Source organism: Herbaspirillum aquaticum, assembly GCF_002213425.1.
Taxonomy (GTDB): Bacteria; Pseudomonadota; Gammaproteobacteria; order Burkholderiales; family Burkholderiaceae_D; genus Herbaspirillum; species Herbaspirillum aquaticum.
On the sequence record NZ_NJGV01000023.1, the window covers coordinates 16,397 to 38,652 of the forward strand.

The following is a 22,256-nucleotide window of genomic DNA, read 5'->3' on the forward strand; positions in this document are numbered from 1 at the left end:
CTTGAGGAATGCCTGTCAATTTGCAGCAATTGGCGCGAAATGCCGCACTTCGCTGCACGCTCCCCGGAACCGGCCTCCTGCCCTTTGGTCTATTTGCAACACCCGGCCGCGCGGCGGCTCAGGGCGAGCCGCTATAATGCGGGCTTGTTTCTTCCACTCCGGCTCTGGCCTGCAGCTTCGGCCTGCTTTAACGCTTAATTCGAATGTCTTCATCTTCCAACGGCGGCGATCAACGCAAACCGGCATCGGCGGATGCCCCCGCAGAAAAGGCGCCCCGCAAGCGCATGCACTGGTCGCTGCGCATCCTCCTGGGTTTGTTCGGTACCGTGCTGGGCCTGGTGGTGATGGTGCTCCTGGGCGTGACCTTCATCGTCGCCCTGACCTATCCCAAGCTGCCCGACCTAGATACGCTGACCGACTATCGTCCCAAGATCCCGCTGCGCATCTTCTCCGCCGATGGCGTGCTGATCGGTGAATTCGGTGAGGAACGCCGCAACCTGGTCCACTTCAAGGACATCCCGGACATCATGAAGAAGGCCGTCCTGGCCATCGAGGATGACCGCTTCTACGAACACGGCGGTGTCGATTACCAGGGGATTGCCCGCGCGACCTTCTCCAACCTCTCCGGCGGCGGCGGCGGTGCCTCCACCATCACGCAGCAGGTGGCGCGCAACTTCTTCCTGACCAGCAACGAGCCGACCTTCCTGCAGAAGGCCACACGCAAGTTCTTCTACGAGATCCCGCTGGCCTGGAAGATCGAGAACAACCTGACCAAGGACCAGATCCTTGAGGTCTACATGAACCAGATCTATCTGGGCCAGCGTGCCTACGGCTTCGCCTCGGCCGCCCAGATCTATTTCGGCAAGCAGCTGAAGGACCTCACCATCGCCGAAGCGGCCATGCTGGCCGGCCTGCCCAAGGCACCCTCGGCCTACAACCCGGTGGTCAATCCCAAGCGCGCGCATGCGCGCCAGCAGTACATCCTCTTGCGCATGCGCCAGCTGGGCTACATCACCGATGCCCAGTACCAGGAAGCCAAGGATGAGGAATTGCGCGTCAAGGGCGACAGCTCGGCCTTCGGCATGCACGCCGAATACGTGGCTGAAATGGCGCGCCAGCTGGTCTATGCGCAGTACAAGGACGAGACCTACACGCGCGGCCTGAACGTCTTCACCACCATCACCAAGGCCGACCAGGACGCCGCCTACATCGCCCTGCGCCGCGGCATCATCGACTATGAGCGCCGCCACGGCTATCGCGGTCCGGAAGGCTACATGGAGCTGCCCGAGAAGGCCACCAAGGACGCCGTCGAAGATGCAGTCGAAGTGGAGCTGGCGGATCACCCCGACAGTGACGACATGGTTGCGGCCGTGGTGCTGGAGGCCAAGCCCAAGGAAATCACCGCCATGCTTTCCACCGGCGAAGAGATCAGCATCTCCGGCGCCGGCCTGGGCTTTGGCGCCAACCTGCTCTCGGACAAGGCACCGCCGCAGAAGAAGATTCGCCGTGGCGCCATCATCCGCGTCTTCCAGGATGGCAACAGCTGGATCATCACCCAGATGCCGGAAGTGGAATCGGCCTTCGTCTCGGTGAACTCGCGCGATGGCGCAATCCGCTCGCTGGTGGGCGGCTTCGACTTCAACCGCAACAAGTTCAACCACGTCACGCAGGCGTGGCGCCAGCCGGGTTCGTCGTTCAAGCCCTTCATCTATTCGTCGTCGCTGGAAAAGGGCTTGTCGCCGGCCACCATCATCAATGATGCGCCGCTGACCTTCACCCAGACCGGTGGCCAGGTGTGGCAGCCGAAGAACTATGGCGGCAAGTTCGAAGGCCCCATCTCGATGCGCCGCGCCTTGCAGAAGTCGATCAACCTGGTCTCCATCCGTATCCTGGAGCGCGTGGGCGTGAAGTATGCGCAGGAATACATCACCCGCTTCGGTTTCGATGCCGACAAGAACCCGCCCTACCTGACCCTGGCACTGGGTGCGGGCAACGTCACGCCGCTGCAGATGGTGGGCGCATATTCGGTATTCGCCAACGGCGGCTACAAGATCAATCCCTACCTGATCACCAAGGTCACCGACAGCAACGGCGAAGTCCTCTCGCAGGCCAAACCGGCCACCGCCGACGATGAATCGAACCGCGTCATCGACGCCCGCAATGCCTTCATCATGGACAGCATGCTGCGCGACGTTGTGCGCCATGGCACCGCGGTCAAGGCCTTGTCGTTGAAGCGTACCGACCTGGCCGGCAAGACCGGTACCACCAACGATTCCATGGATGCCTGGTTCGCCGGCTATCAACCGGGCCTGACTGCAATTGCCTGGATCGGCTACGACCAGCCCAAGAGCCTGGGTGACCGCGAAACCGGTGGCGGCCTGGCCCTGCCGGTGTGGATCAGCTACATGTCCAAGGCCCTCAAGGATGTGCCCAATGTGGACCGCAAGGTGCCGGATGGCGTGATCGAGTCGGGTGGCGAGTATTACTATGCCGAGTTCCCGCCCAGCGCCATGGTGCGTGACCTGGGCATGGGCGATCGCGGTGGACTGACACCGGAAGAAGAAAAGGCCAAGACGCAGATGAAGAACGAGTTGTTCTGATACCCTGGGTTTTTGATTTCCGGTGAACGGATAAAAAATATAAACGATTTATATCATTTAAATTTTTTCCGTTGGTCATTGCTCCAAATGAAAACCGCCTGTCGCAAGACAGGCGGTTTTTTCATGGGCATCGACATTGCGCCGTCAGGATCAATCCTTGCCCGACACCACATGGCTGATGCTGCGCATGGCCAGCAGGGTCAGTACTTCATCCTGCTCGGTGCCATAGTCGCTGAGTTTGACGATCACCGTGCGCGTGGCCGGGTTGACGTAGATGTATTGGCCGAACACGCCGATGGCCGAGAAGTCGCGGTCATTGGCATTGCCCGGCGGGATCCACCAGCCATCGCGATAGTCCAGTGCATTGCCGGTGTTGACCGGCTGGCGCGGCTCGGCGGCCCAGGTGGGGCTGACGATCTGTTGCCCGCCCATGCGTCCACCCTGCAGGTAAAGCAAGCCGAGGCGGGCGAAGTCACGGGCCGTGGTATTGAGGCAGCAGAAAGCCTTTTCCACACCATGCTGCCGGCTATCCACGCTCCAGCTGGCCTCCTGCTCCATGCCCAGCGGCTCCCACAGCACCTGCTGGGCGAAGTCGGACAGGCGCATGCCGGTCGCGCGCGCCAGCACCCGCGACAGGATCAGCGTATCGACGCTGCGATATTCGAAGCGCGACCCCGGCGTGAAGCGCAGGCCGCTGCGGCGGGCGATGAAGCGCTGCAGGTCGGTGCTGACGAACATGCGCACCACCGGCGAAGCGAGCGAGCCGCCGTAGTTTTCATCGACATCGATGCCCGAGCGCATGTCCAGCAGCTGGCCGACGGTGATGTTGGCGTAAGCCGGCGAAATTTCATCGGGCTTCAGATAGCGGCCGATGGGATCGTTGAGCGAGTTGATCTTGCCCTGTTTCAGCGCCACACCGGTCAGCGCCGAAACGAAGGATTTGGCCACCGAGAATGACGTGAAGCGCGAATTGGCATCGTAGCCATCGATGTAGCGCTCATAGACCACGTTGCCATCCTGGATCACCACGAAGGCGTGCGTCGCCGTACCCTTGATGAAATCGAGCAGCGGCAGCGGCTTGCCGTCCTTCCAGGGCACATCGATGTTGAGCGGGCGCAGTACCGTGGGCAGCGGCTGGGGATGCGAGGATGGCGCAATCGGATGGTCCTCGAACACCTTGTAGCTCTGGCTGCGCGGGGTCAGGTCGAATTGCAGGTCGACCAGCGCAGGCAGGCTGGGCAGGTCGGCGATGCGGCGGCCGATCTCGGCGCCGGCCAGCAGCACCAGCAAGGCGGCTGCGCTGCGGGCGAGCAGGGTGGTGGTGCGGGCGTGGGGCATGAGGCTCGTTCTTGGAATGGTGAGCCTATTGTGCCCGATTACCCGGCGCTTTTGCTTGCCGCGTACTGTTCATAGCCACGGGCGCGCAGTTCGCAGGCCGGGCACTTGCCGCAGCCGTGGCCCCAGTCGTGCAGCTGGCCGCGCTCGCCCAGGTAGCAGGTGTGGGTATCGGCGCGGATCAGGTCCACCAGCGCGGTGCCACCCAGCGATTCGGCCAGGGACCAGGTCTGGGCCTTGTCGATCCACATCAGCGGGGTTTCCACCTTCAGCTGCGTGGCCATGCCCAGGTTGAGCGCCACTTGCAGGGCTTTCATGGTGTCGTCACGGCAATCGGGATAGCCAGAAAAATCGGTCTCGCACATGCCACCGACCAGCACGTTCAAGCCGCGGCGATAAGCCAGCGTGGCGGCCACGGTCATGAACAGCAGGTTGCGGCCGGGCACGAAGGTATTGGGCAGGCCGTTGTCCTGCATGGCGATGGCGACATCGCGCGTCAATGCCGTGTCGGAAATTTTGCCGATCAGCGACAGGTCGATCATGTGGTCCTCGCCCAGGCGGGACTGCCATTCGGGCGAGAAGGCCTTGATCTTTTCCAGCAGGGCCGGACGCACTTCCAGTTCGATGGCATGGCGCTGGCCGTAGTCGAAGCCGATGGTCTCCACCCGTTGATAGCGCGACAGCGCCCAGGCCAGGCAGGTGGTGGAATCCTGGCCGCCGGAGAAGAGCACCAGGGCGCTCTGGGTGTTCAGGGTGGGGGCGATGGCGGGGATAGCGGACATGGTCGGGCTCAACAAGTAATCGGAATCGGGGAATCAGGCGGGGGAACGGTGCAGAAACGGGCGCGGGGCCAGGCGGCATCGCTGCCGGCCTGGCCCCGCGCCTGCAATAGCGGCAAGCTTAGTTGGTTTTCTTGACCGAATCCAGCACCTGCTCGATATAGTCGCCATTGGGATCGGTGAACTTCAGGCGCACCGGATACCACTCCATCTTGGGCGCCAGCCAGATGTCGAGTTTCTGGGCCTGGTCGTCCGGGGGCGGATTGCGGAACAGGTGCAGGGCTTCAGTCTCGCCCTGGGCGGTCTTGATCTTTTCGCGGCCAACCACCTTGAAGGTCCATTGCTCGGCATCACGCGGACCGGCCACGAAGAAATTCCACTCCGAACCCGGCTTCATCTTGGCGGCATTGGCGCGGGCAATCGCCACGAACTGCCAGGTGATGCCGGTACGGTCCTGCTCGCCGCCCTGCAGCGGGAAGCTTTCGGCCGATTCGGTGAAGGTGATCTTGTTCTGTTCGCGATTGAAGGTGGTGGTGGTCGGCTCGCGGCGCAGGCGCTTTTCGACGAAACGCGATGGTGCCAGGCCGTAGGCGTCGATGCTGCCTTCACTGCTGGTTTCCAGGATCTTGCCCAGCAGCATGGCGCGGGTTTCGGTGTTGACGCTGTAGGCGGTCTTGCTCTGCGTCCATTTCACCAGGCCTTCACCCTTCAAGTCGAGACCGCTTTGCTTGGCGCTGATGGCGTAATGCAGCTCGGCCGAAGGCGGCAGGTTGAAGGGGCGCTTGTCCACCGGGTGCGGACCGTCGGCGGCCCATGCCGGGGCGGCGGCCAGCAGGGCGGCCAGGGGCAGTGCGGCAAGGGTGGTTTTGAGGCGATATGAAAGTAAGGTCATGGCGAGCTCTTCGTGTTGGTCTCTGTGGGGCTTGGCGATGAGGCAAGGCCGAGCCATATGAAGCAATACGACCAGAATGCCGGCGCACGGTTCTGCCGTCTTGGCGCGTAATTGTGCGCAATTGTTTCCGATTTTGACAGGGCTTGCAGGATCTGGTCTCACTGAGCGGCCGGTTTGAGGCCCGACAAGTCCAGCTGGGTGTAGTCACCGTTGGGCCGCAGGTCGGTATAGCGCACTCGCACCGGATACCACTCATGCTGCGGGGCCAGCCAGATATCGACGCGGTCGTCATAGGAGCCGGGCTTGGGCTGGCGCACCACGTGCCAGGTCTGTACGGTGCCGATGGGCAGCGTCAGGCTTTCCTGGCCCAGCACCTGCACGCGCCAGATTTCGCCATCGCGCACGCCGGCCACGAACAGGTCGATCACCGCGCCTGGCTGGAGCTGCCCGGGATCGCCACGGCCGATGGCGGCCAGTTGCCAGATCAGGCTGGCGCGGTCCTGCTCGCCGCCCCGGCGCGGGTAGCTGGTGGTGGAGGCGGAAAAGCTGACGACATTGCGTTCACGGTTGAAATGGGTATTGGTGGCCGACTTGAAACCCTTTTGCTCCGTGTAGAGCTCGGGCGACACGCCCCAGGCATCGAGCTCGCCCACGCTGGTGAAATTGAGGAGCGTGAAGAACAGCGCCTTGGCCTTGCCTTCCACCTTGTAGCGCTGGCCTTCGTTGGTCCAGGCGATGCTGCCACGGCCGTAGGCCGGCTGCTGGTCCTTGGTACCGGTGACGTCGTATTCCAGCAGCACGCTGGGCGGGGCACTGGTCTGGTATTGCTTGCCGGTGGCGTCCCCTGGCGCATCGCCGCTGCCGGTCGCGGTGCTTGCCGTGCCGCTGCCCTGTCCGTTACCGGGCGAGGCCGGGCCTGCAGCTTCAGCAGCGGCGGGCGCAGCGACCGCTTGCGGCGCTTCCGGGACGGGCGTGGTGATGCGTTCGACGGTCTCGCGGATAGGCTCGTCAGGTGGTTCGACGGACGGTTCAGGGCTACGCCGGGGCTGCGGGGCGGCACGAGGTCTGGCGGTTGCCGGTGTGGCCGCCTTGGGTTGCACCGGCAGCGCTACCGGCTGCTCCGGTGGCGGCACCGGGCGCAGTTCCACCGTGATGGCCTGGTCCTGCGTCTGGGCCGGCACCACGATCTGGCGTCGGCCCCAGTCCACCAGCGCGGCGTGCAGGGCCAGGCTCGATGCAATCAGGATCAGCAGGCGCGGCCAGCGCCGGGTGGGACGGGAAACTTCGCTCATGCCCGCCAGTGTATCGGATCAAGCAAGGAGCGTCGTGGGGGCGCAGCGCAAAGGAGGGCCATTTCAAACAACGTACAATGCGGGTTTTGCCGTTGTCCCTTGCAGAATCGATGAACCTGTCCCTGTCTTCCCGCCTGCCCCTGCGCGTGTTCCCGGCCGTCCTGCTGGCACTGGCCGCCGCTTCCGCCGCTGTTTCCAGTGTTGCTGCGCCCTTGCCGCCGGTACGCATCGGCATGATCGATGGCCTCTCCGGTCCCTTCGCCAATGCCGGTGAAGCGGTGGTGCGCAACATCAGTTACGCCATCGAGCGCGTCAATGCGCGCGGCGGCGTGAGCCTGCCCGATGGCAAGCACCTGCTGCAGCTCTCCACCTTCGACAACAAGCTGGGGGTGGAGGACTCGCTGGTGCAGTTCCGCCAGCTGACGGACGAGCGCATCCCCTTCCTGATCGAGGGCAACAGTTCGGCCGTGGCCGCCGCGCTCATCGATGCGGTCAACAAGCACAACCAGCGCGAGCCGGACCGGCGCGTGCTGTTCCTGAATTATTCGGCGGTCGATCCCACGCTGACCAACGAGAAATGCAGCTTCTGGCATTTCCGTTTCGATGCCAGCGCCGACATGCGCATGCAGGCCCTGACCGAAGCCATCAAGGCCGATCCGGCCACCAAGAAGGTCTACCTGATCGGCCAGGACTACAGCTTCGGCCGCCAGGTCGCCAAGGCCGCGCGCGAGCAGATCACGGCCAAGCGTCCCGATATCGCCATCGTCGGCGACGAGCTGCATCCCATCGGCAAGATCAAGGACTTCGCCCCCTACATCGCCAAGATGCGCAGTGCCGGGGCCGACGCCGTCATCACCGGCAACTGGGGCAATGACCTCACGCTGCTGGTGAAGGCAGCCCGCGATGCCGGCTTCAAGGCCAAGTTCTACACCTTCTATGCCAACAGCCTGGGTGCGCCGGCGGCCATTGGGGACGCGGGCGTGGGCGTGGTGCGTGCGGTGGCTGAATGGCATCCCAATGCGGGTGGCAATCCGGGTTCGCCCAGCGACGCCTACTACCAGGATTTCCGCAAGCGCTACCCGCAGCCCAAGGATGATTACCTCTACCTGCGCATGCAGGTGATGATCGACATGCTGGTCAAGGCCATCGAGAAAGCCAGGAGCACCGATCCCAAGGCGGTTGCATATGCATTGGAAGGCGCGCATTATCAGAACGCCTTCCACGAGGCGACCTTGCGGGCCGAGGATCACCAGCTGATCCAGCCGCTCTACCTGATGCAGATGCAGCGCGCCGACAGCGGCGGCATCCGCTTCGACAATGAGGGCAGCGGCTTCGGATTCCGTACCGAGCGCTTCATCCCGGCCGAGCAGACCGCACTGCCGAGCACGTGCCGGATGCAGCGCCCGCCACGCTGAGCACGACACCACAACAAGAGGAGCGATCAATGTTGAACCATGAGCAGATGCCGGGCGCAGGCTCGGTAGCCGATACCATCGAATTCATGAAGAAGATGTGGAGCAGCATGGGCGCCCCCGCCATGGCCACGCCTTCGCTGTCGGTGGAGGACATCAACAAGAAGATCAGCGACCTGAAGACCGTGGCCTCCTGGCTGGAGCTGAACCTGAACATGCTCAAGGCCACCATCCAGACCCTGGAAGTGCAGAGCGCAACCCTCTCCACCCTGCAGGCCATGAGTGAGATCATGGCTTCGCGCGGCACGCCGCAGGCTGAGGCCCCGGCCGATGATGAGGGCAGTGCGGCGCCGGCTTTCCCCTTCGGTTTCCCGATGTGGCCGGGGGCAGGGGGCAAGCCTGAGGAAGCCGCTGAAGAAAAAGCCGAAGCCGTGGACGAAGGGGCGGACGCTCCTGATGTTGCAGAGGAGCAATCCGGCGCACCTCACGCAGATGCCGAACCGGCTGCAGGCGCCGAGGGCGGCACGCCCCCGGCGCCGGATTTCCAGTCTGCCATCGCCAATCCCAATGCCTGGTGGAATGTGTTGCAGGAGCAATTCAAGCACGCCGTCGGCAACGCCCTGGCTGGCGGCCTGGCCGAGCAGGAGCCGCTGTTGAAGCCCGCCAAGCCGCCCAAGCCCGCACCGGCCCCCAAGCGTAGCGAAAATAAGACAGTTGCCCCCAAGCCCAAGGCAGGCGCCAAAGCCAAGCCCGCTGGCGTTTCCAAGCCGGCCAAGGGAGCCAAGGCGGCCCCGAAGAAGCCACCGGTCAAGAAAGCGCCCAAGCGTGCGGAAAATACGAGCGCGCCGGCCCGCACCGCTGTTGTACAATCCCGGCAAAACAAGAAGCCAGCCTCCCGCAAGCCAAATTCCCCCTGATCCTCGCCATGGCAGAGCCTGGCCCCGGGCGCAGCTGCGCCGGGCCTCTGTCATATTGCTGAAACCTGACCGTTTTAGTATGGATCGGGAAAATCTTGTTAAAATCAAACACTTAACGCATATAGGCACATACTGAGATGCTGTACCCAGAATTGTTCAAATCGCTAGAGCAGGTCCGTTGGAATATGGATAAGGATATTCCCTGGGACAAGTTCGACGCTTCCTTGCTCACCGACGAACAGGCGCAGACCATCCGCATGAACGCCATCACGGAATGGTCCGCGCTGCCGGCCACCGAGATGTTCCTGCGCGACAATCGCGGGGACAGCGATTTCTCGGCATTCATGTCGGTATGGTTCTTCGAGGAACAGAAGCACTCGCTGGTGCTGATGGAATACCTGCGCCGCTTCCGCCCGGACCTGTGCCCGACCGAAGAAGAACTGCACAACGTGCGCTTCGAGTTCGATCCCGCCCCGCCGCTGGAAACCCTGATGCTGCACTTCTGCGGCGAGATCCGCCTGAACCACTGGTACCGCTGTGCCGCCGACTGGCACACCGAGCCGGTCATCAAGCAGATCTACAAGATCATCAGCCAGGACGAAGCCCGCCACGGCGGCGCCTACCTGCGCTACATGAAGAAGGCCCTGAACGAAGTGGGCGACAAGGCCCGTGCCGCCTTCGCCAAGATTGGCGTGTTGATGGCCTCGGCGCGCCGCACCGAAAAGCCGCTGCATCCGACCAACCTGCACGTGAACCAGGCGCTGTTCCCCAATGACACCGTCCAGAGCCGCCTGCCGGATCCGGAATGGCTGGAACGCTGGCTGGACAACCAGATCAAGTTCGACGGCGAGTGGGAGAAGAAGGTCGTGGACCGCATCCTGCACAACATGTCGCTGCTGTTCGAACGTACCTTCAGCAACGTCCAGGAGCTGAACCGCTACCGCAAGGAAGTGACCCAGCGGATCATGCCGGCCGGCGCGGCCGCAGCCTGATCGGGAAAAATCCTTCACGGGCAGTACAATGGCAAAGCCGCAACCTCGGGTTGCGGCTTTTTTCATCCTGCAACGATTCTCCTCAAGATGGCCGACTTCGAATCCAAACTCTGCACCCGCGACGAACTCCAGCAGCGCGTAGCGCAATTGCCCAAGCCGGTGGTGATGACCAATGGCGTCTTCGACATCCTGCATCGCGGCCACGTGACCTACCTGGCGCAGGCCCGCGCCCAGGGCGCTTCGCTGGTGGTGGCGGCCAATACCGATGCGTCGGTCAAGCGCCTGGGCAAGGGCGATGACCGTCCCATCAACACCTGCGAAGACCGCATGGCGGTGCTGGCGGCGCTGGAATCGGTGTCGCTGGTGGTCCCCTTCGATGAAGACACGGCGCTGGAAGCCGTGCAGCAGGCGCGACCGGAGATTTACGTCAAGGGCGGCGACTACGACATGCACGCCATCCCCGAAGGGCAGGCCGTGGCGGCCTATGGCGGCCAGGTGCTGGCCATCGCCTTCGAGCATGACCGCTCCACCACCAAGCTGCTGGCCAAGGTGCGCAAGCTGGCCGGCTGATCGCGGTACGCTGCAAACGACAAGGCCGGCAGGAGCATCGCTCGCTGCCGGCCTTGCCGTTTCAGGCTACGCGGTGGGTCAGTGGTGCATGTGACCCTTCATGTCCTTCATGTCATCCTTGCCCGCCGCTGCCGCATTGCGGTCTTCGACGTTGAAGGTCACCTCGACCTTGCCGGCCTTCTCGAAGGTCAGCGTGGCCGGGACCTTTTCGCCCGCCTGCAGCGGCTTGGACAGGCCCATCAACATGAGGTGGTAGCCATTGCCCGGCTGCATGGTGATCTTCTGGCCGGGTTTGACTTCCAGGCCGCCATCGAGCTCGCGCATCTTCATGACGTTGCCTTCCATGGCCATGGTGTGGATTTCACCCGACTTGGCCACCGGCGAGGACACGCTCACCAGGCGATCCGGCGCGCTGCCCTTGTTCTCGATGCTCAGGTAGGCGCCGGCGGCCGGTTGGCCCGGGACCGTCGCGCGGGCGTAGGGATGGCCGATCTCGAGCTGGCCCAGCTTGTATTCATGGGCCTGCGACAGCGGGGCGGCAGCCAGCAGGGCGGAGGTGATGGCCAGGGTGGCCAGCTTTTGGACGAAATGCTTCATATCAGTGATTCCTGGTTGTCTTGTTCATGTCTGGAATGCGGGCGCGCGGCCTGCAGGGGTGGGCGCAAAGGCCCGGGGGACGGCGGGTTCAGGCCGGCGGGGCGCGGGCCCGGGGCGAACCCGGTGCCAGGCTGAGCGAACGCAGGCGTGGTGCAGTGCCGGCCAGCGGATAGCTGATGCCGGGCAGGACCGTGGTATCGAAGGAGGAATCCGCTGCCGGCGAGGCCGCCTGGCTGCCGCAACAGAGCGGGCAATGGCTGGCCGCCAGGTGCGCCGGTGCATTGCCGGAAGCGCCACCGCCGACGCTGCAGATGGCCATGGCCGGGCTGTCCCGCAGGGTGCGCGCGGCGGCCTGCTGCCACCAGGGCGCCGCCACCATCGCCAGCAGCAGCGCCAGGCTGGTCCACACCTGCAGGCGCAGCCAGGGGCGGCGCAAGGCAAGTCGTGGGGGGAAGGGGCGCAGGCGGGAAGACATGGGGCCTGATTATAGCGCCCGTCCCCCTTTTTGCCCGGCCCGCTGCTTGATCCCGATCCGGGGATCCCCGGCAATGCGAGCCGCCCGCCCCGCCTGCCAGTGCGGGCGGCGGCGGGCCTTCATGCAAATTGATTGTTGACAGGCGCTAGGCTAGACTTAGCGTCTTTTCGGGTTTTTGGGTTTTCGTTCACATTTTTCCAAGGGAGACTGCATGTCCTACACCAACAAGCTGACACTGCGCGCGATGGTCGCCGCCCTGTCCCTGGCTGCCGTCTGCGCAGCCCCGGCCATGGCTGCCGACAAGTCGGTTGCCGTGACCGCCATCGTCGAACACCCGGCCCTGGACGCCGTGCGTGACGGCGTGAAGGACGAGCTCAAGGAAGAAGGCTTCGAAGCCGGCAAGAACCTGAAGTGGGAATACCAGAGCGCCCAGGGCAACACCGGCACCGCCGCCCAGATCGCCCGCAAGTTCGTCGGTGACAAGCCCGACGTCATCGTGGCCATCGCCACCCCCTCGGCACAAGCCCTGGTGTCGGCGACCAAGAGCATCCCGGTGGTCTATTCCGGCGTGACCGATCCGGTGGCCGCGCAACTGGTGAAGGACTGGAAAGCCTCCGGCACCAACGTCACGGGCGTGTCGGACCTGCTGGAACTGGACAAGCAAATCGACCTGATCAAGCGTGTGGTCCCCAACGCCAAGCGCGTGGGCATGGTCTACAACCCGGGTGAAGCCAACTCCGCCGTGGTGGTCAAGGCCCTGAAGGAACTGCTGGCCAAGTCCAACATGACCCTGGTGGAAGCCGCTGCGCCCCGTTCGGTAGACGTCGGTTCGGCCGCCAAGAGCCTGATCGGCAAGGTCGACGTGATCTACACCAACACCGACAACAACGTGGTGTCGGCCTATGAAGCCCTGGTCAAGGTCGGCAACGACGCCAAGATCCCGCTGGTGGCCTCCGACACCGACAGCGTCAAGCGCGGCGCCATCGCTGCCCTGGGCGTGAACTACTACGACCTGGGCCGCCAGACCGGCAAGGTGGTCGGCCGCATCCTCAAGGGTGAAAAGCCGGGCGACATCGCCTCGGCCACCAGCAGCAAGCTGGAATTGTTCGTCAACACCGCCGCCGCCCAGAAGCAGGGCGTGACCCTGTCGCCGGAACTGGTGAGCTCGGCCAAGACCGTCATCAAGCAATAAGCAAGGTATCGCCTGAAGATCCCGCTGCCATGCGGGATCTTCCGTATCTGGCCGCAACACCGCAGCAAGATGTGCCCATATGCATAACGGGCCCGGTCGAGAGGAACGCCGAGGCCTGACCACCATGAACGAGGAGAGGACCATGTTTGCAGTATCGAAGTCACTGCGCGCCATCGCCGGCGCGCTCGCCCTGAGCGCCATTTGCGCTTCCGCCCTGGCAGCCGAGAAAGTGGTGGCCATCACCTCCTTCGTCGAACACCCGGCGCTGGACGCCGTGCGTGACGGCACCAAGGATGAACTGATCGCCGAAGGCTTCGAGCCCGGCAAGAACCTGAAGTGGGATTTCCAGAGCGCCCAGGCCAATGCCGGTACCGCCGGCCAGATCGCCAAGAAGTTCGTGGGTGACAACCCCGACGTGATCGTGGCCATCGGCACTCCCTCGGCGCAGCCGATGGTGGCCGCGACCAAGAGCATCCCCATCGTCTACTCGGCCATCGCCGATCCCATGGCCGCGCAGCTGGTCAAGGACTGGAAGCCGTCCGGCACCAACGTGACGGGCCTGTCGCACATGCTGGACCCGGTCAAGCAGGTCGAGGTCATCAAGCGCGTCGTGCCCGAGGCCAAGCGTGTGGGCGTGGTTTACAATCCGGGCGAAGCCAATTCCGTGTCGGCCCTGAACAACCTCAAGGGCGAGCTGCAGAAAGCCGGCCTGACCCTGGTGGAAGCCGCCGCGCCCCGTTCGGTGGACGTGGCCCCGGCCGCCAAGAGCCTGATCGGCAAGATCGACGTGATGTACACCACCACCGACAACAACGTGGTCTCGGTCTTCGAGTCGCTGGCCAAGGTCTGCAACGATGCCAAGATCCCGCTGATCGCCTCCGACACCGGCAGCGTCAAGCGCGGTGCCGTGGCCGCCCTGGGTGTGAACTTCTATGACATGGGCCGCCAGACCGGCAAGGTCGTGGCCCGTATCCTGAAGGGCGAGAAGGCCGGCGAGATTGCCTCGTCGCCGGTCAAGAACCTGGAGCTGTACGTCAATACCTCGGCGGCGCAGAAGCAGGGCGTGACCCTGTCGCCGGAGTTTTTGAAGTCGGCCACCAAGGTCCTCAACTGAAACTGAGCATGACCGCAGTCTGATTCGTCGGCCATGCACCGCCGGCGCCGCACCACCCGTGCAGCGCCGGCGCCACGCAGAAGACATTCGGCATTGGCGTACCGCGCCGTGCCGAATGTGTTTTTTTTAGAAAGTCCTTTTTATGTCGCTGTATACCCTCCTGGGCGCCTTGGAGATCGGCTTGATCTTCAGTCTGGTGGCCCTCGGCGTGCTGATTTCCTTCCGCATCCTGGTGTTCCCTGACCTGACCGTCGACGGCAGCTTCCCGCTGGGCGGCGCCGTGGCAGCCACCATGATCGCAGCCGGTTTCAACCCTTTCCTCGCCACCTTCGTCGCGCTGCTGGCCGGTGCGCTGGCCGGTTTCATCACCGCCTGGCTGAACGTGCGCCTGAAGATCATGGACCTGCTGGCCAGTATCCTGATGATGATCGCGCTGTACTCGATCAACCTGCGCGTCATGGGTAAACCCAACGTGCCCCTCATTTCGGAGCCGACCATCTTCACCATCCTGCAGCCGGGCTCGATCCCCGACTACGTGGCCCGACCGCTGATCCTGCTGGTGGTGGTGACTGGTGCCAAGCTGCTGCTGGACTGGTTCTTCTCTTCCGAGATCGGCCTGGCCATGCGTGCCACCGGCGCCAATGCCCGCATGGCGCGTGCCCAGGGCATCGCCACCGGCCGCGCCACGCTGGCCGGCATGGCCCTGGCCAATGCCCTGGTGGCACTGGCCGGTGCCCTGTTTGCCCAGACCCAGGGTGGATCCGACATCTCCATGGGCATTGGTACCATCGTCATCGGCCTGGCCGCCGTGATCATCGGCGAGAACATCCTGCCGGCGCGCCGCCTGGTGTGGACCACGCTGGCGGTGATCCTGGGCGCGATCCTGTATCGCTTCTTCATTGCCCTGGCGCTCAACAGCGACTTCATCGGCCTGCAGGCGCAGGACCTGAACCTGGTCACGGCCGTGCTGGTGATGCTGGCCCTGGTGCTGCCCATGGGCAAGCGCAAGCTCAAACTGTTGCGCAAGGGAGCCTGAGATGTTGAAAGCCACCGATCTCAAGATCACCTTCAATCCCGGCACGCCCATCGAGAACCCGGCCCTGCGTGGCCTCTCGCTGGAGATCCCGACCGGCCAGTTCGTGGCCGTGATCGGCTCCAACGGCGCCGGCAAATCGACCTTCCTCAACGCCATCTCCGGTGACCTGCTGGTCGATACCGGCAAGATCGAAATCGACGGTACCGACGTCACCCGCAAGCAGGCATGGGACCGCGCCGGCATGGTGGCGCGCGTGTTCCAGGACCCGATGGCCGGCACCTGCGAGGCGCTGACCATCGAGGAAAACATGGCGCTGGCGATGGCCCGTGGACGCCGTCGCGGCTTCAACTTCGCCATTCGCGGCAAGATGCGCGAGCTGTTCCGCGAGAAGCTGGCCATCCTCAACCTGGGCCTGGAGAATCGCCTCACCGACCGCATCGGCCTGCTCTCGGGCGGCCAGCGCCAGGCGGTGAGCCTGTTGATGGCCTCGCTGCAGCCCTCGCGCATCCTGCTGCTGGATGAGCATACGGCCGCGCTGGACCCGAAGACGGCCGCCTTCGTGCTGGAACTGACGGCCAAGATCGTCTCCGAGGCCAAGCTGACCACCATGATGGTGACCCACAGCATGCGCCAGGCGCTGGACTACGGCGACCGCACCGTGATGCTGCACCAGGGCCGCGTGGTGCTGGATGTCTCCGGCCCCGAACGCGCCGGGCTGGACGTGCCGGACCTGCTCAAGATGTTCGAGCAGACGCGCGGCGAGAAGCTCTCGGACGACGCCCTGCTGCTGGGCTGATCGGCCCCGCCAACGAAAACGGCTCCCGCGGGAGCCGTTTTTTCATGGGCGCAGCGGATCCTCAGCTGCCACCGTCATAGCCATTCTGGCGCCAGGCTTCATATACCACCACCGCCACCGTATTGGACAGGTTGATGCTGCGATTGCCCGGCCGCATCGGCAGGCGGATGCGCTGTGCAGTGGGGAAGGATTCACGCCGCTCCGGTGCCAGCCCGCGCGTTTCCGAGCCGAACACGAAGGTATCGCCTGGACGGAAGGCCAGGCCGGCAAAGGGCGTGGAGCCATGCGTGGTCATGGCGAACATGCGTGTCTCATCGAACTGCGGATCCTGGCGGCGATGGGCCAGGAACTGGTCCCAGTCCTTGTGCACCTGCATGTTGGCGTATTCGTGGTAATCCAGCCCGGCACGCCGCATCTTGGCGTCATCGAGCGGGAAGCCGAGCGGCTCCACCAGGTGCAGTTGCGCGCCGGTATTGGCGCACAGGCGGATGATGTTGCCGGTATTGGGAGGGATCTCCGGCTCGACCAGGACGACGTGGAACAAAAAACTCTCCTGCAATGAAAAGAATGGCCGACCCGTTTCAGGTCGGCAGGGTGCGCGCAAAGACCAGGTTGGTCACGCGCCGGGCGCCGTGCCGCTTGAGCACGATCGCCACTTCATTCAAGGTGGCCCCGGTGGTCATGACATCGTCGACGATGCCCACATGCAGCCCACGCACCTGGTCCATGGCCGCGAAGGGCAGGGCGAAGGCCGAACGCACGTTGCGCGCGCGGGCCCCCACCGGCAGGGCCGACTGGGCCTCGGTTTCCTTTTTGCGTTCCAGCAGGCGCGGCTGCACCGGGATGTCCATGAGCTTGCCCAGCGGCCGGGCGATTTCCAGCGCCTGGTTGAAACCGCGTTCCTGCAAGCGCGCCAATCCCAGCGGCACCGGCGCCAGCAAGATCGGCATCGGCAATTGGACGTCGCTGCCCGGCACCGGATTGCGCCGCGTGGCATCGAAGATCAATCGCGCCAGCAACGGTGCCAGGCGCAGGTCGCCGCCGAACTTCAAGGCCAGGGCCAGCTGGTCGGAGGGGGCGAAATAATCGGTGGCCACGATGGTGGCGTCGAAAGCCGGGCGGTCCTTCAGGCAGGCGCCGCAGCGCAGCTCCTTGCCGGTGACCGGCATGGGCAGGGCGCACTGGATGCAGCGGCGGTGCTGGCGCGTGTAGAAACGTTTGTGGCAGGGCGCGCACAGGGTCTCGCGTCCGGCCGCGCCGCACAGCGCGCAGGAAGACGGCAGCAGTTGCGGCATGTGCGCCAGCAGGCGCTGCAGCCAGCCGGGGCCGCTGGGCTTGCCCGGTCGTGGCGGCTTGCCGGCCACGGCGCGATAGGCGGTACCAGGCTTGGCCTGGGGCGATGCAGCAGCGGGTTTGGAGGATTTGAGATCCATGCGAGGTGCGCCCGGGAAAAATGGATTTCGACTAAACTACGCGCATTATCGCATCAGCCCCGTAGATAGTCGGTCCTTCGCTGGCCGCCCGAGCTTGCCACGCTGCTGCGCAGTCCATCTTCCTGTTCCGTTGCCCATGTCCCTGCCGCCGCCTTCTGCCAGCGCCAAGCTGAGCGCTCCCATCGACCTGCCCCTGGTGCGCCGCCGCTTCGGCCAGCCCCAGCGCGTGGCCGAATCCGATTTCCTGCGGCGCGAAGTGTCGGCCCGCATGCAGGAGCGCCTGGCCCTGGTAAAAATCGCCCCGTGTGAAGTCCTGGACGCCGGATGCGGCGAAGGCGCCGACCTGCCGGTGCTGCAGAAGCGCTATCCCGAGGCCCAGGTGATCGGCCTGGACGGCGCCTACGGCATGCTGGCCAAGGCTGCCGACCACCAGCGCGGCGCGCAGACGGCCATGAACCGCCTGTTCGGTTCCATCAACAAGTGGCTCGGCTCCGGCCCGGGTGTCGGCGGGCCGGAACTGGCCTGCGCCGACTTCGCCCGCCTGCCGCTGGCGGCCAATGCGCTGGACCTGGTCTGGTCCAACCTGGCCCTGCACTGGCATCCCCAGCCCGACCGCGTGTTTGCCGAGTGGCGGCGCGTGCTGCGGGTGGAGGGCCTGCTGATGTTTTCCTGCTTCGGCCCCGATACCCTGCGCGAAGTGCGCAGCGCCTTCGAACAAATCGATCTTGCGCCGCACACCTTGCCCTTCGTCGACATGCACGACTTCGGCGACATGCTGGTCAATGCCGGTTTTTCCACCCCGGTGATGGACATGGAAACCATCACCGTGACCTACGAGACCCCCCAGCGCCTGCTGGAAGACGTGCGCGCCTGGGGCGGCAATCCGCTGGAATCGCGGCGCCGCAGCATGATGAGCCGCAGCCAGTATCAGCGCCTGCTGGCGGCCTTCGAGGCCATGCGCAAGCCCGACGGCAAGATCCCGCTGACCTTCGAGGTCGTCTATGGCCATGCCTTCCGCCCGGTACCCAAGACCACTGCGGCCGGCGAGAGCATCATTCGCTTCGAACGTCCGCCGCGATAGTCGAAACTTCATATAAGGCTTAGTCGCCCAGCCCTATCTGGCCTGCCTGATAGTTGCTGTATCGTTACGCCCTGCCTGTTCCTGCCGAAACCTTCATGTCGCCGCAAAGCCGCGCCCCTGGCGGCTTTGCGCCCGCTATCGGGGTCCGCCGCAGGGGCCGGAAACGCCAGCGTTGTCAATGCGGCGGTGCGTGCTTGATCCATGGCGACGTTAGCCCTTATACTCAAATGGGTAAAAAAATTCACACAAAGAAATTCCAGTACGAACGAATAGCAAGAATAAATAAAGACCGCAAAACGGATAGCCACGGACTGCGCCCCACGCAAGACGGCCCCCGCCAAGAACGGGCAGGCCCGCATCCAGTGAGCATCCTCTGCGGTGAGAGACAGAGACACGCTCGACCGACAATCATGCTGGCGAGGTGCCATGGAGACGCGGGAATGGATATTGAAGCGCAATTGTTCGATTGCGCCACGCCAGCTGGCGTGGGTCTTCGCAGTCCTTTGTACGGTTTCACTCACGGTCGCGCTGGGCTTCACGCTGCGCGGCGCTTGGATCATCCTGGTTTTTTCATGCATTGAACTGGTAGCGGTGGGCGCGGCCATGCTGGTCTACGCCCGTCACGCCACCGATCGCGAAGTGCTGGTGCTGGCCGATCATGGCCTGGAGGTGGAAGTCATCCAGGGCAGCCGTTCGCGTCGCAGCAGCTTGCAGTTGCATGGCATGCGCATCGCTTTTCCTGTGGGCCGGCAGTCGCTGGTGGCCCTGGAAAGCCGGGGGCAGCGCGTGGAAATTGGCCGGTTCATGAGCTTGTGGCAACGGCGCGCGTTGGTGCAGGAGCTGCAACAGGAACTGGCCGCCAGGGGTGGCGGGATGGCAGCACTCTCATTCTTATAATTTTGGGCTTTTGAGGAAATCCATGAAACTTGCGAAGCGCCTTCAATCCTTGACCCTCGGTGCCTCGCTGCTGGCGGCCGGCTTGCCGGCCTGGGCAGTGGTGGATAGTCCGGGCGGACCGGCCGTGCTGCAGATGAATTTCCAGCCACCGGTGACCAAGATCGCCGAGCAGATCTACGACCTGCACATCCTGATGCTCATCATCTGCCTGGTCATCTTCGTGGCCGTGTTCGGGGTGATGTTCTATTCCATCATCAAGCACCGCAAGTCGGTCGGCCACAAGCCCGCCAGCTTCCACGAAAGCACGACCGTGGAAATCGCCTGGACCGTGGTGCCCTTCCTGATCGTGATCGGCATGGCCCTGCCGGCCACCAAAACGGTGGTGGCGATGAAGGACACCTCCAACGCCGACCTCACCATCAAGGTCACCGGCATGCAGTGGAAGTGGGGGTATGACTACCTCAAGGGCGATGGTGAAGGAATCTCCTTCCTCTCCAGCCTGGCCACGCCGCGCGAGCAGGTCACCGATCCCACCCTGAAGAAAAACGACAACTACCTCATCGAGGTCGACAATCCGGTGGTGGTGCCCGTCAACAAGAAGGTGCGCATCGTCACCACGGCCAATGACGTGATCCACTCCTGGACCATCCCCGCCTTCGGCGTGAAGCAGGATGCGATTCCCGGCTTCGTGCGCGACACCTGGTTCCGTGCCGAGAAGATCGGCACCTATCGCGGCCAGTGCGTGGAACTGTGCGGCAAGGATCACGCCTTCATGCCCATTGTGGTCAACGTGGTCAGCGATGACGACTACAAGAAATGGGTCGAGGGCAAGAAGAAGGAAATGGCCGCCAAGGCCGACGACCCCAGCAAGGTCTGGACGGTGGACGAGTTGAAGCAGCGCGGCGAGAAGGTCTATGCGGCCAACTGCGTGGCCTGCCACCAGGCCAATGGCAAGGGCGTGCCGGGTGCCTTCCCGGCGCTCGATGGAAGCGCGATGGTCAACGGCCCCAAGGATGGCCAGATCCACATCCTGCTCAACGGCAAGAACGCCATGCCGGCCTGGAAGGGTGTCTTGAACGACACCGAAATCGCCGCCGTGATCACTTATACGCGCAACAGCTGGTCCAACAAGGCCCAGGAAAACATCGTGCAGCCGGCCGAAGTCCTGGCCGCCCGCAAGTAATCGTTTGGAGAACCGGACATGACTACCACCGTCGATCACGCCCCCGATCATTCCCACGATCACGGGCATGGGCACGCTCACGATGACCACGCGCACGACCATCCGCACGGCTGGCGGCGCTGGCTCTTCGCCACCAACCACAAGGACATCGGTACGCTCTACCTGTGGTTCTCGTTCACCATGCTGCTCTCGGGCGGCGTGCTGGCGCTGTTGATCCGGGCCGAGCTGTTCCAGCCGGGCCTGCAGTTCTTCCGTCCTGAATTCTTCAACCAGCTCACCACCATGCACGGCCTGGTGATGGTGTTCGGTGCGATCATGCCGGCCTTCGTGGGCTTCGCCAACTGGATGATCCCGCTGCAGATCGGGGCCTCCGACATGGCCTTTGCGCGCATGAACAACTTCTCGTTCTGGCTGCTGCCACCGGCCGCGCTGCTGCTGGCCGGTTCCTTCCTGGTGCCGGGCGGCGCCACCGCGGCCGGCTGGACGCTGTATGCCCCGCTGTCGACCCAGATGGGCCCCGGCATGGACATGGGCATCTTCGCCATGCACATCATGGGTGCGTCTTCCATCATGGGTTCGATCAACATCATCGTCACCATCCTGAACATGCGCGCCCCCGGCATGACGCTGATGAAGATGCCCATGTTCTGCTGGACCTGGCTCATCACCGCCTACCTGCTCATCGCCGTGATGCCCGTGCTGGCCGGTGCCATCACCATGACGCTGACCGACCGCCACTTCGGCACCTCCTTCTTCAACGCCGCCGGCGGCGGTGACCCGGTGATGTACCAGCACATCTTCTGGTTCTTCGGCCACCCCGAGGTCTACATCATGATTCTGCCGGCCTTCGGCATCGTCTCGCAGATCATCCCGGCCTTCGCACGCAAGCCGCTGTTCGGCTATGCCTCGATGGTGTATGCGACCGCTTCGATTGCGATCCTCTCCTTCATCGTCTGGGCGCACCACATGTTCACCACCGGCATGCCGGTGACCGCGCAGCTGTTCTTCATGTACGCCACCATGTTGATTGCGGTGCCGACCGGCGTGAAGATCTTCAACTGGATCGCCACCATGTGGCGCGGCTCCATGACCTTCGAGACGCCGATGCTGTTCTCGGTGGGCTTCATCTTCGTCTTCACCATGGGTGGCTTCACTGGCCTGATCCTGGCCGTCACGCCCATCGACATCCAGATGCAGGATACCTATTACGTGGTGGCGCACTTCCACTACGTGCTGGTGGCCGGTTCGCTCTTCGCGCTCTTCGCCGGCTACTACTACTGGGGCCCGAAGTGGACCGGCTTCATGTACAACGAATGGCGCGGCAAGTTCCACTTCTGGGCTTCGCTGATCACCTTCAACATCACCTTCTTCCCGATGCACTTCCTGGGACTGGCAGGCATGCCGCGCCGTTATGCGGATTACCCGGCGCAGTTCACCGACTTCAACATGATTGCCTCCATCGGCGCCTTCGGTTTCGGGCTGTCGCAGGTGTACTTCCTTTTCTTCGTGGTGATCCCCTCGATCAAGGGTGGCAAGAAGGCGGAAGCCAAGCCCTGGGAAGGTGCCGAGGGCCTGGAATGGACCGTGCCCAGCCCGGCGCCTTTCCACACCTTCGAAGAACCGCCGGTGGTGAAGTGATCGCCTGTGGGCAAGACAAATCATC

21 protein-coding genes are annotated in these 22,256 nt (G+C 63.8%); 13 read left to right on the forward strand and 8 right to left on the reverse strand.

Annotation, left to right across the window (positions count from 1 at the left end):
- Positions 1 to 284 precede the first annotated feature (284 nt).
- Positions 285 to 2,600, forward strand: a complete 2,316-nt coding sequence (locus CEJ45_RS19810) for a penicillin-binding protein 1A (RefSeq protein ID WP_088756897.1) — start codon at positions 285 to 287, stop codon at positions 2,598 to 2,600.
- Positions 2,601 to 2,750: 150 nt separating this feature from the next.
- Here CEJ45_RS19810 and CEJ45_RS19815 read toward each other — a convergent pair whose 3' ends face one another.
- The 4 genes from CEJ45_RS19815 to CEJ45_RS19830 all read right to left on the reverse strand — a co-directional run bounded on the left by CEJ45_RS19815 (position 2,751) and on the right by CEJ45_RS19830 (position 6,898).
- Entirely contained in the window at positions 2,751 to 3,938 is a 1,188-nt protein-coding gene (locus tag CEJ45_RS19815) for a serine hydrolase domain-containing protein (protein ID WP_088756803.1), read from the reverse strand.
- A 38-nt stretch (positions 3,939 to 3,976) separates the two neighbouring features.
- On the reverse strand, positions 3,977 to 4,717 hold the full coding sequence (gene queC, locus CEJ45_RS19820) for a 7-cyano-7-deazaguanine synthase QueC (RefSeq protein WP_088756805.1): 741 nt from the start codon (positions 4,715 to 4,717) through the stop codon (positions 3,977 to 3,979).
- A gap of 118 nt (positions 4,718 to 4,835) precedes the next feature.
- Complete coding sequence (locus CEJ45_RS19825; protein ID WP_088756806.1) at positions 4,836 to 5,606, reverse strand: DUF3108 domain-containing protein; 771 nt, start codon at positions 5,604 to 5,606, stop codon at positions 4,836 to 4,838.
- 158 nt (positions 5,607 to 5,764) lie between these two features.
- Complete coding sequence (locus CEJ45_RS19830) at positions 5,765 to 6,898, reverse strand: DUF3108 domain-containing protein (protein WP_088756808.1); 1,134 nt, start codon at positions 6,896 to 6,898, stop codon at positions 5,765 to 5,767.
- A 110-nt stretch (positions 6,899 to 7,008) separates the two neighbouring features.
- On the opposite strand from CEJ45_RS19830, the gene CEJ45_RS19835 reads away from it, so the two are divergent.
- The 4 genes from CEJ45_RS19835 (at position 7,009) to rfaE2 (ending at position 10,789) form a co-directional block, all read left to right on the forward strand.
- On the forward strand, positions 7,009 to 8,313 hold the full coding sequence (locus CEJ45_RS19835) for a branched-chain amino acid ABC transporter substrate-binding protein (protein WP_187697719.1): 1,305 nt from the start codon (positions 7,009 to 7,011) through the stop codon (positions 8,311 to 8,313).
- 29 nt (positions 8,314 to 8,342) lie between these two features.
- On the forward strand, positions 8,343 to 9,227 hold the full coding sequence (locus CEJ45_RS19840; RefSeq protein WP_088756809.1) for a PhaM family polyhydroxyalkanoate granule multifunctional regulatory protein: 885 nt from the start codon (positions 8,343 to 8,345) through the stop codon (positions 9,225 to 9,227).
- A 137-nt stretch (positions 9,228 to 9,364) separates the two neighbouring features.
- Entirely contained in the window at positions 9,365 to 10,219 is an 855-nt protein-coding gene (locus tag CEJ45_RS19845) for a ferritin family protein (protein WP_088756811.1), read from the forward strand.
- Positions 10,220 to 10,306: 87 nt separating this feature from the next.
- Positions 10,307 to 10,789, forward strand: a complete 483-nt coding sequence (gene rfaE2, locus CEJ45_RS19850) for a D-glycero-beta-D-manno-heptose 1-phosphate adenylyltransferase (RefSeq protein ID WP_088756812.1) — start codon at positions 10,307 to 10,309, stop codon at positions 10,787 to 10,789.
- Between the two features lie 78 nt (positions 10,790 to 10,867).
- Here the strand turns inward: rfaE2 and CEJ45_RS19855 are convergent, their stop codons facing one another.
- Both CEJ45_RS19855 and CEJ45_RS19860 read right to left on the reverse strand, forming a co-directional pair.
- Positions 10,868 to 11,386, reverse strand: coding sequence for a copper chaperone PCu(A)C (locus CEJ45_RS19855; protein WP_088756814.1), 519 nt, complete (start codon positions 11,384 to 11,386; stop codon positions 10,868 to 10,870).
- Positions 11,387 to 11,474: 88 nt separating this feature from the next.
- Positions 11,475 to 11,861, reverse strand: a complete 387-nt coding sequence (locus tag CEJ45_RS19860) for a DUF2946 family protein (protein ID WP_088756816.1) — start codon at positions 11,859 to 11,861, stop codon at positions 11,475 to 11,477.
- Positions 11,862 to 12,072: 211 nt separating this feature from the next.
- On the opposite strand from CEJ45_RS19860, the gene CEJ45_RS19865 reads away from it, so the two are divergent.
- The 4 genes from CEJ45_RS19865 to CEJ45_RS19880 all read left to right on the forward strand — a co-directional run bounded on the left by CEJ45_RS19865 (position 12,073) and on the right by CEJ45_RS19880 (position 15,999).
- Positions 12,073 to 13,053 (forward strand): ABC transporter substrate-binding protein, encoded by a 981-nt coding sequence (locus CEJ45_RS19865; RefSeq protein WP_034331297.1) that lies wholly within the window; start codon positions 12,073 to 12,075, stop codon positions 13,051 to 13,053.
- A gap of 142 nt (positions 13,054 to 13,195) precedes the next feature.
- Positions 13,196 to 14,167: an ABC transporter substrate-binding protein gene (locus CEJ45_RS19870; protein WP_187697720.1), complete on the forward strand. Its 972-nt coding sequence runs from the start codon at positions 13,196 to 13,198 to the stop codon at positions 14,165 to 14,167.
- Positions 14,168 to 14,309: 142 nt separating this feature from the next.
- Positions 14,310 to 15,203 carry an ABC transporter permease gene (locus tag CEJ45_RS19875; RefSeq protein ID WP_034331299.1) on the forward strand — a complete coding sequence of 298 codons (894 nt, stop codon included), beginning with the start codon at positions 14,310 to 14,312 and terminating at the stop codon, positions 15,201 to 15,203.
- Position 15,204: 1 nt separating this feature from the next.
- A complete protein-coding gene (locus CEJ45_RS19880) occupies positions 15,205 to 15,999 on the forward strand; it encodes an ABC transporter ATP-binding protein (protein ID WP_034331301.1) in 795 nt (264 codons plus the stop codon).
- 61 nt (positions 16,000 to 16,060) lie between these two features.
- On the opposite strand, the gene CEJ45_RS19885 is transcribed toward CEJ45_RS19880, so the two are convergent.
- Together CEJ45_RS19885 and CEJ45_RS19890 are read right to left on the reverse strand one after the other, a co-directional pair.
- A complete protein-coding gene (locus CEJ45_RS19885; protein ID WP_088756819.1) occupies positions 16,061 to 16,543 on the reverse strand; it encodes a tRNA (cytidine(34)-2'-O)-methyltransferase in 483 nt (160 codons plus the stop codon).
- A gap of 37 nt (positions 16,544 to 16,580) precedes the next feature.
- The gene (locus CEJ45_RS19890) at positions 16,581 to 17,432 is read right to left on the reverse strand and encodes a ComF family protein (RefSeq protein WP_088756821.1); all 852 of its coding nucleotides are present in this window, start codon (positions 17,430 to 17,432) and stop codon (positions 16,581 to 16,583) included.
- A gap of 136 nt (positions 17,433 to 17,568) precedes the next feature.
- On the opposite strand from CEJ45_RS19890, the gene CEJ45_RS19895 reads away from it, so the two are divergent.
- From CEJ45_RS19895 to ctaD, 4 genes are all read left to right on the forward strand, one after another.
- Complete coding sequence (locus tag CEJ45_RS19895; protein WP_088756822.1) at positions 17,569 to 18,513, forward strand: methyltransferase domain-containing protein; 945 nt, start codon at positions 17,569 to 17,571, stop codon at positions 18,511 to 18,513.
- Positions 18,514 to 18,939: 426 nt separating this feature from the next.
- Positions 18,940 to 19,410, forward strand: a complete 471-nt coding sequence (locus CEJ45_RS19900) for a DUF2244 domain-containing protein (protein ID WP_088756824.1) — start codon at positions 18,940 to 18,942, stop codon at positions 19,408 to 19,410.
- 22 nt (positions 19,411 to 19,432) lie between these two features.
- Entirely contained in the window at positions 19,433 to 20,593 is a 1,161-nt protein-coding gene (gene coxB / locus CEJ45_RS19905; RefSeq protein ID WP_088756825.1) for a cytochrome c oxidase subunit II, read from the forward strand.
- An 18-nt stretch (positions 20,594 to 20,611) separates the two neighbouring features.
- Positions 20,612 to 22,231 (forward strand): cytochrome c oxidase subunit I, encoded by a 1,620-nt coding sequence (gene ctaD / locus CEJ45_RS19910; RefSeq protein WP_088756827.1) that lies wholly within the window; start codon positions 20,612 to 20,614, stop codon positions 22,229 to 22,231.
- Positions 22,232 to 22,256 lie beyond the last annotated feature (25 nt).

Coding starts and splice junctions, on each gene's coding strand:
- CEJ45_RS19870 (WP_187697720.1), top strand. CDS start 13,196: ATGTTTGCAGTATCGAAGTCACTGCGCGCCATCGCCGGCGCGCTCGCC.
- CEJ45_RS19890 (WP_088756821.1), bottom strand. CDS start 17,432: ATGGATCTCAAATCCTCCAAACCCGCTGCTGCATCGCCCCAGGCCAAG.
- ctaD (WP_088756827.1), top strand. CDS start 20,612: ATGACTACCACCGTCGATCACGCCCCCGATCATTCCCACGATCACGGG.
- CEJ45_RS19810 (WP_088756897.1), top strand. CDS start 285: ATGCACTGGTCGCTGCGCATCCTCCTGGGTTTGTTCGGTACCGTGCTG.
- CEJ45_RS19875 (WP_034331299.1), top strand. CDS start 14,310: ATGTCGCTGTATACCCTCCTGGGCGCCTTGGAGATCGGCTTGATCTTC.
- CEJ45_RS19860 (WP_088756816.1), bottom strand. CDS start 11,861: ATGTCTTCCCGCCTGCGCCCCTTCCCCCCACGACTTGCCTTGCGCCGC.
- CEJ45_RS19855 (WP_088756814.1), bottom strand. CDS start 11,386: ATGAAGCATTTCGTCCAAAAGCTGGCCACCCTGGCCATCACCTCCGCC.
- CEJ45_RS19835 (WP_187697719.1), top strand. CDS start 7,009: ATGAACCTGTCCCTGTCTTCCCGCCTGCCCCTGCGCGTGTTCCCGGCC.
- CEJ45_RS19840 (WP_088756809.1), top strand. CDS start 8,343: ATGTTGAACCATGAGCAGATGCCGGGCGCAGGCTCGGTAGCCGATACC.
- CEJ45_RS19815 (WP_088756803.1), bottom strand. CDS start 3,938: ATGCCCCACGCCCGCACCACCACCCTGCTCGCCCGCAGCGCAGCCGCC.
- CEJ45_RS19895 (WP_088756822.1), top strand. CDS start 17,569: ATGTCCCTGCCGCCGCCTTCTGCCAGCGCCAAGCTGAGCGCTCCCATC.
- CEJ45_RS19900 (WP_088756824.1), top strand. CDS start 18,940: ATGGAGACGCGGGAATGGATATTGAAGCGCAATTGTTCGATTGCGCCA.
- coxB (WP_088756825.1), top strand. CDS start 19,433: ATGAAACTTGCGAAGCGCCTTCAATCCTTGACCCTCGGTGCCTCGCTG.
- queC (WP_088756805.1), bottom strand. CDS start 4,717: ATGTCCGCTATCCCCGCCATCGCCCCCACCCTGAACACCCAGAGCGCC.
- CEJ45_RS19880 (WP_034331301.1), top strand. CDS start 15,205: ATGTTGAAAGCCACCGATCTCAAGATCACCTTCAATCCCGGCACGCCC.
- CEJ45_RS19865 (WP_034331297.1), top strand. CDS start 12,073: ATGTCCTACACCAACAAGCTGACACTGCGCGCGATGGTCGCCGCCCTG.
- CEJ45_RS19845 (WP_088756811.1), top strand. CDS start 9,365: ATGCTGTACCCAGAATTGTTCAAATCGCTAGAGCAGGTCCGTTGGAAT.
- CEJ45_RS19825 (WP_088756806.1), bottom strand. CDS start 5,606: ATGACCTTACTTTCATATCGCCTCAAAACCACCCTTGCCGCACTGCCC.
- rfaE2 (WP_088756812.1), top strand. CDS start 10,307: ATGGCCGACTTCGAATCCAAACTCTGCACCCGCGACGAACTCCAGCAG.
- CEJ45_RS19830 (WP_088756808.1), bottom strand. CDS start 6,898: ATGAGCGAAGTTTCCCGTCCCACCCGGCGCTGGCCGCGCCTGCTGATC.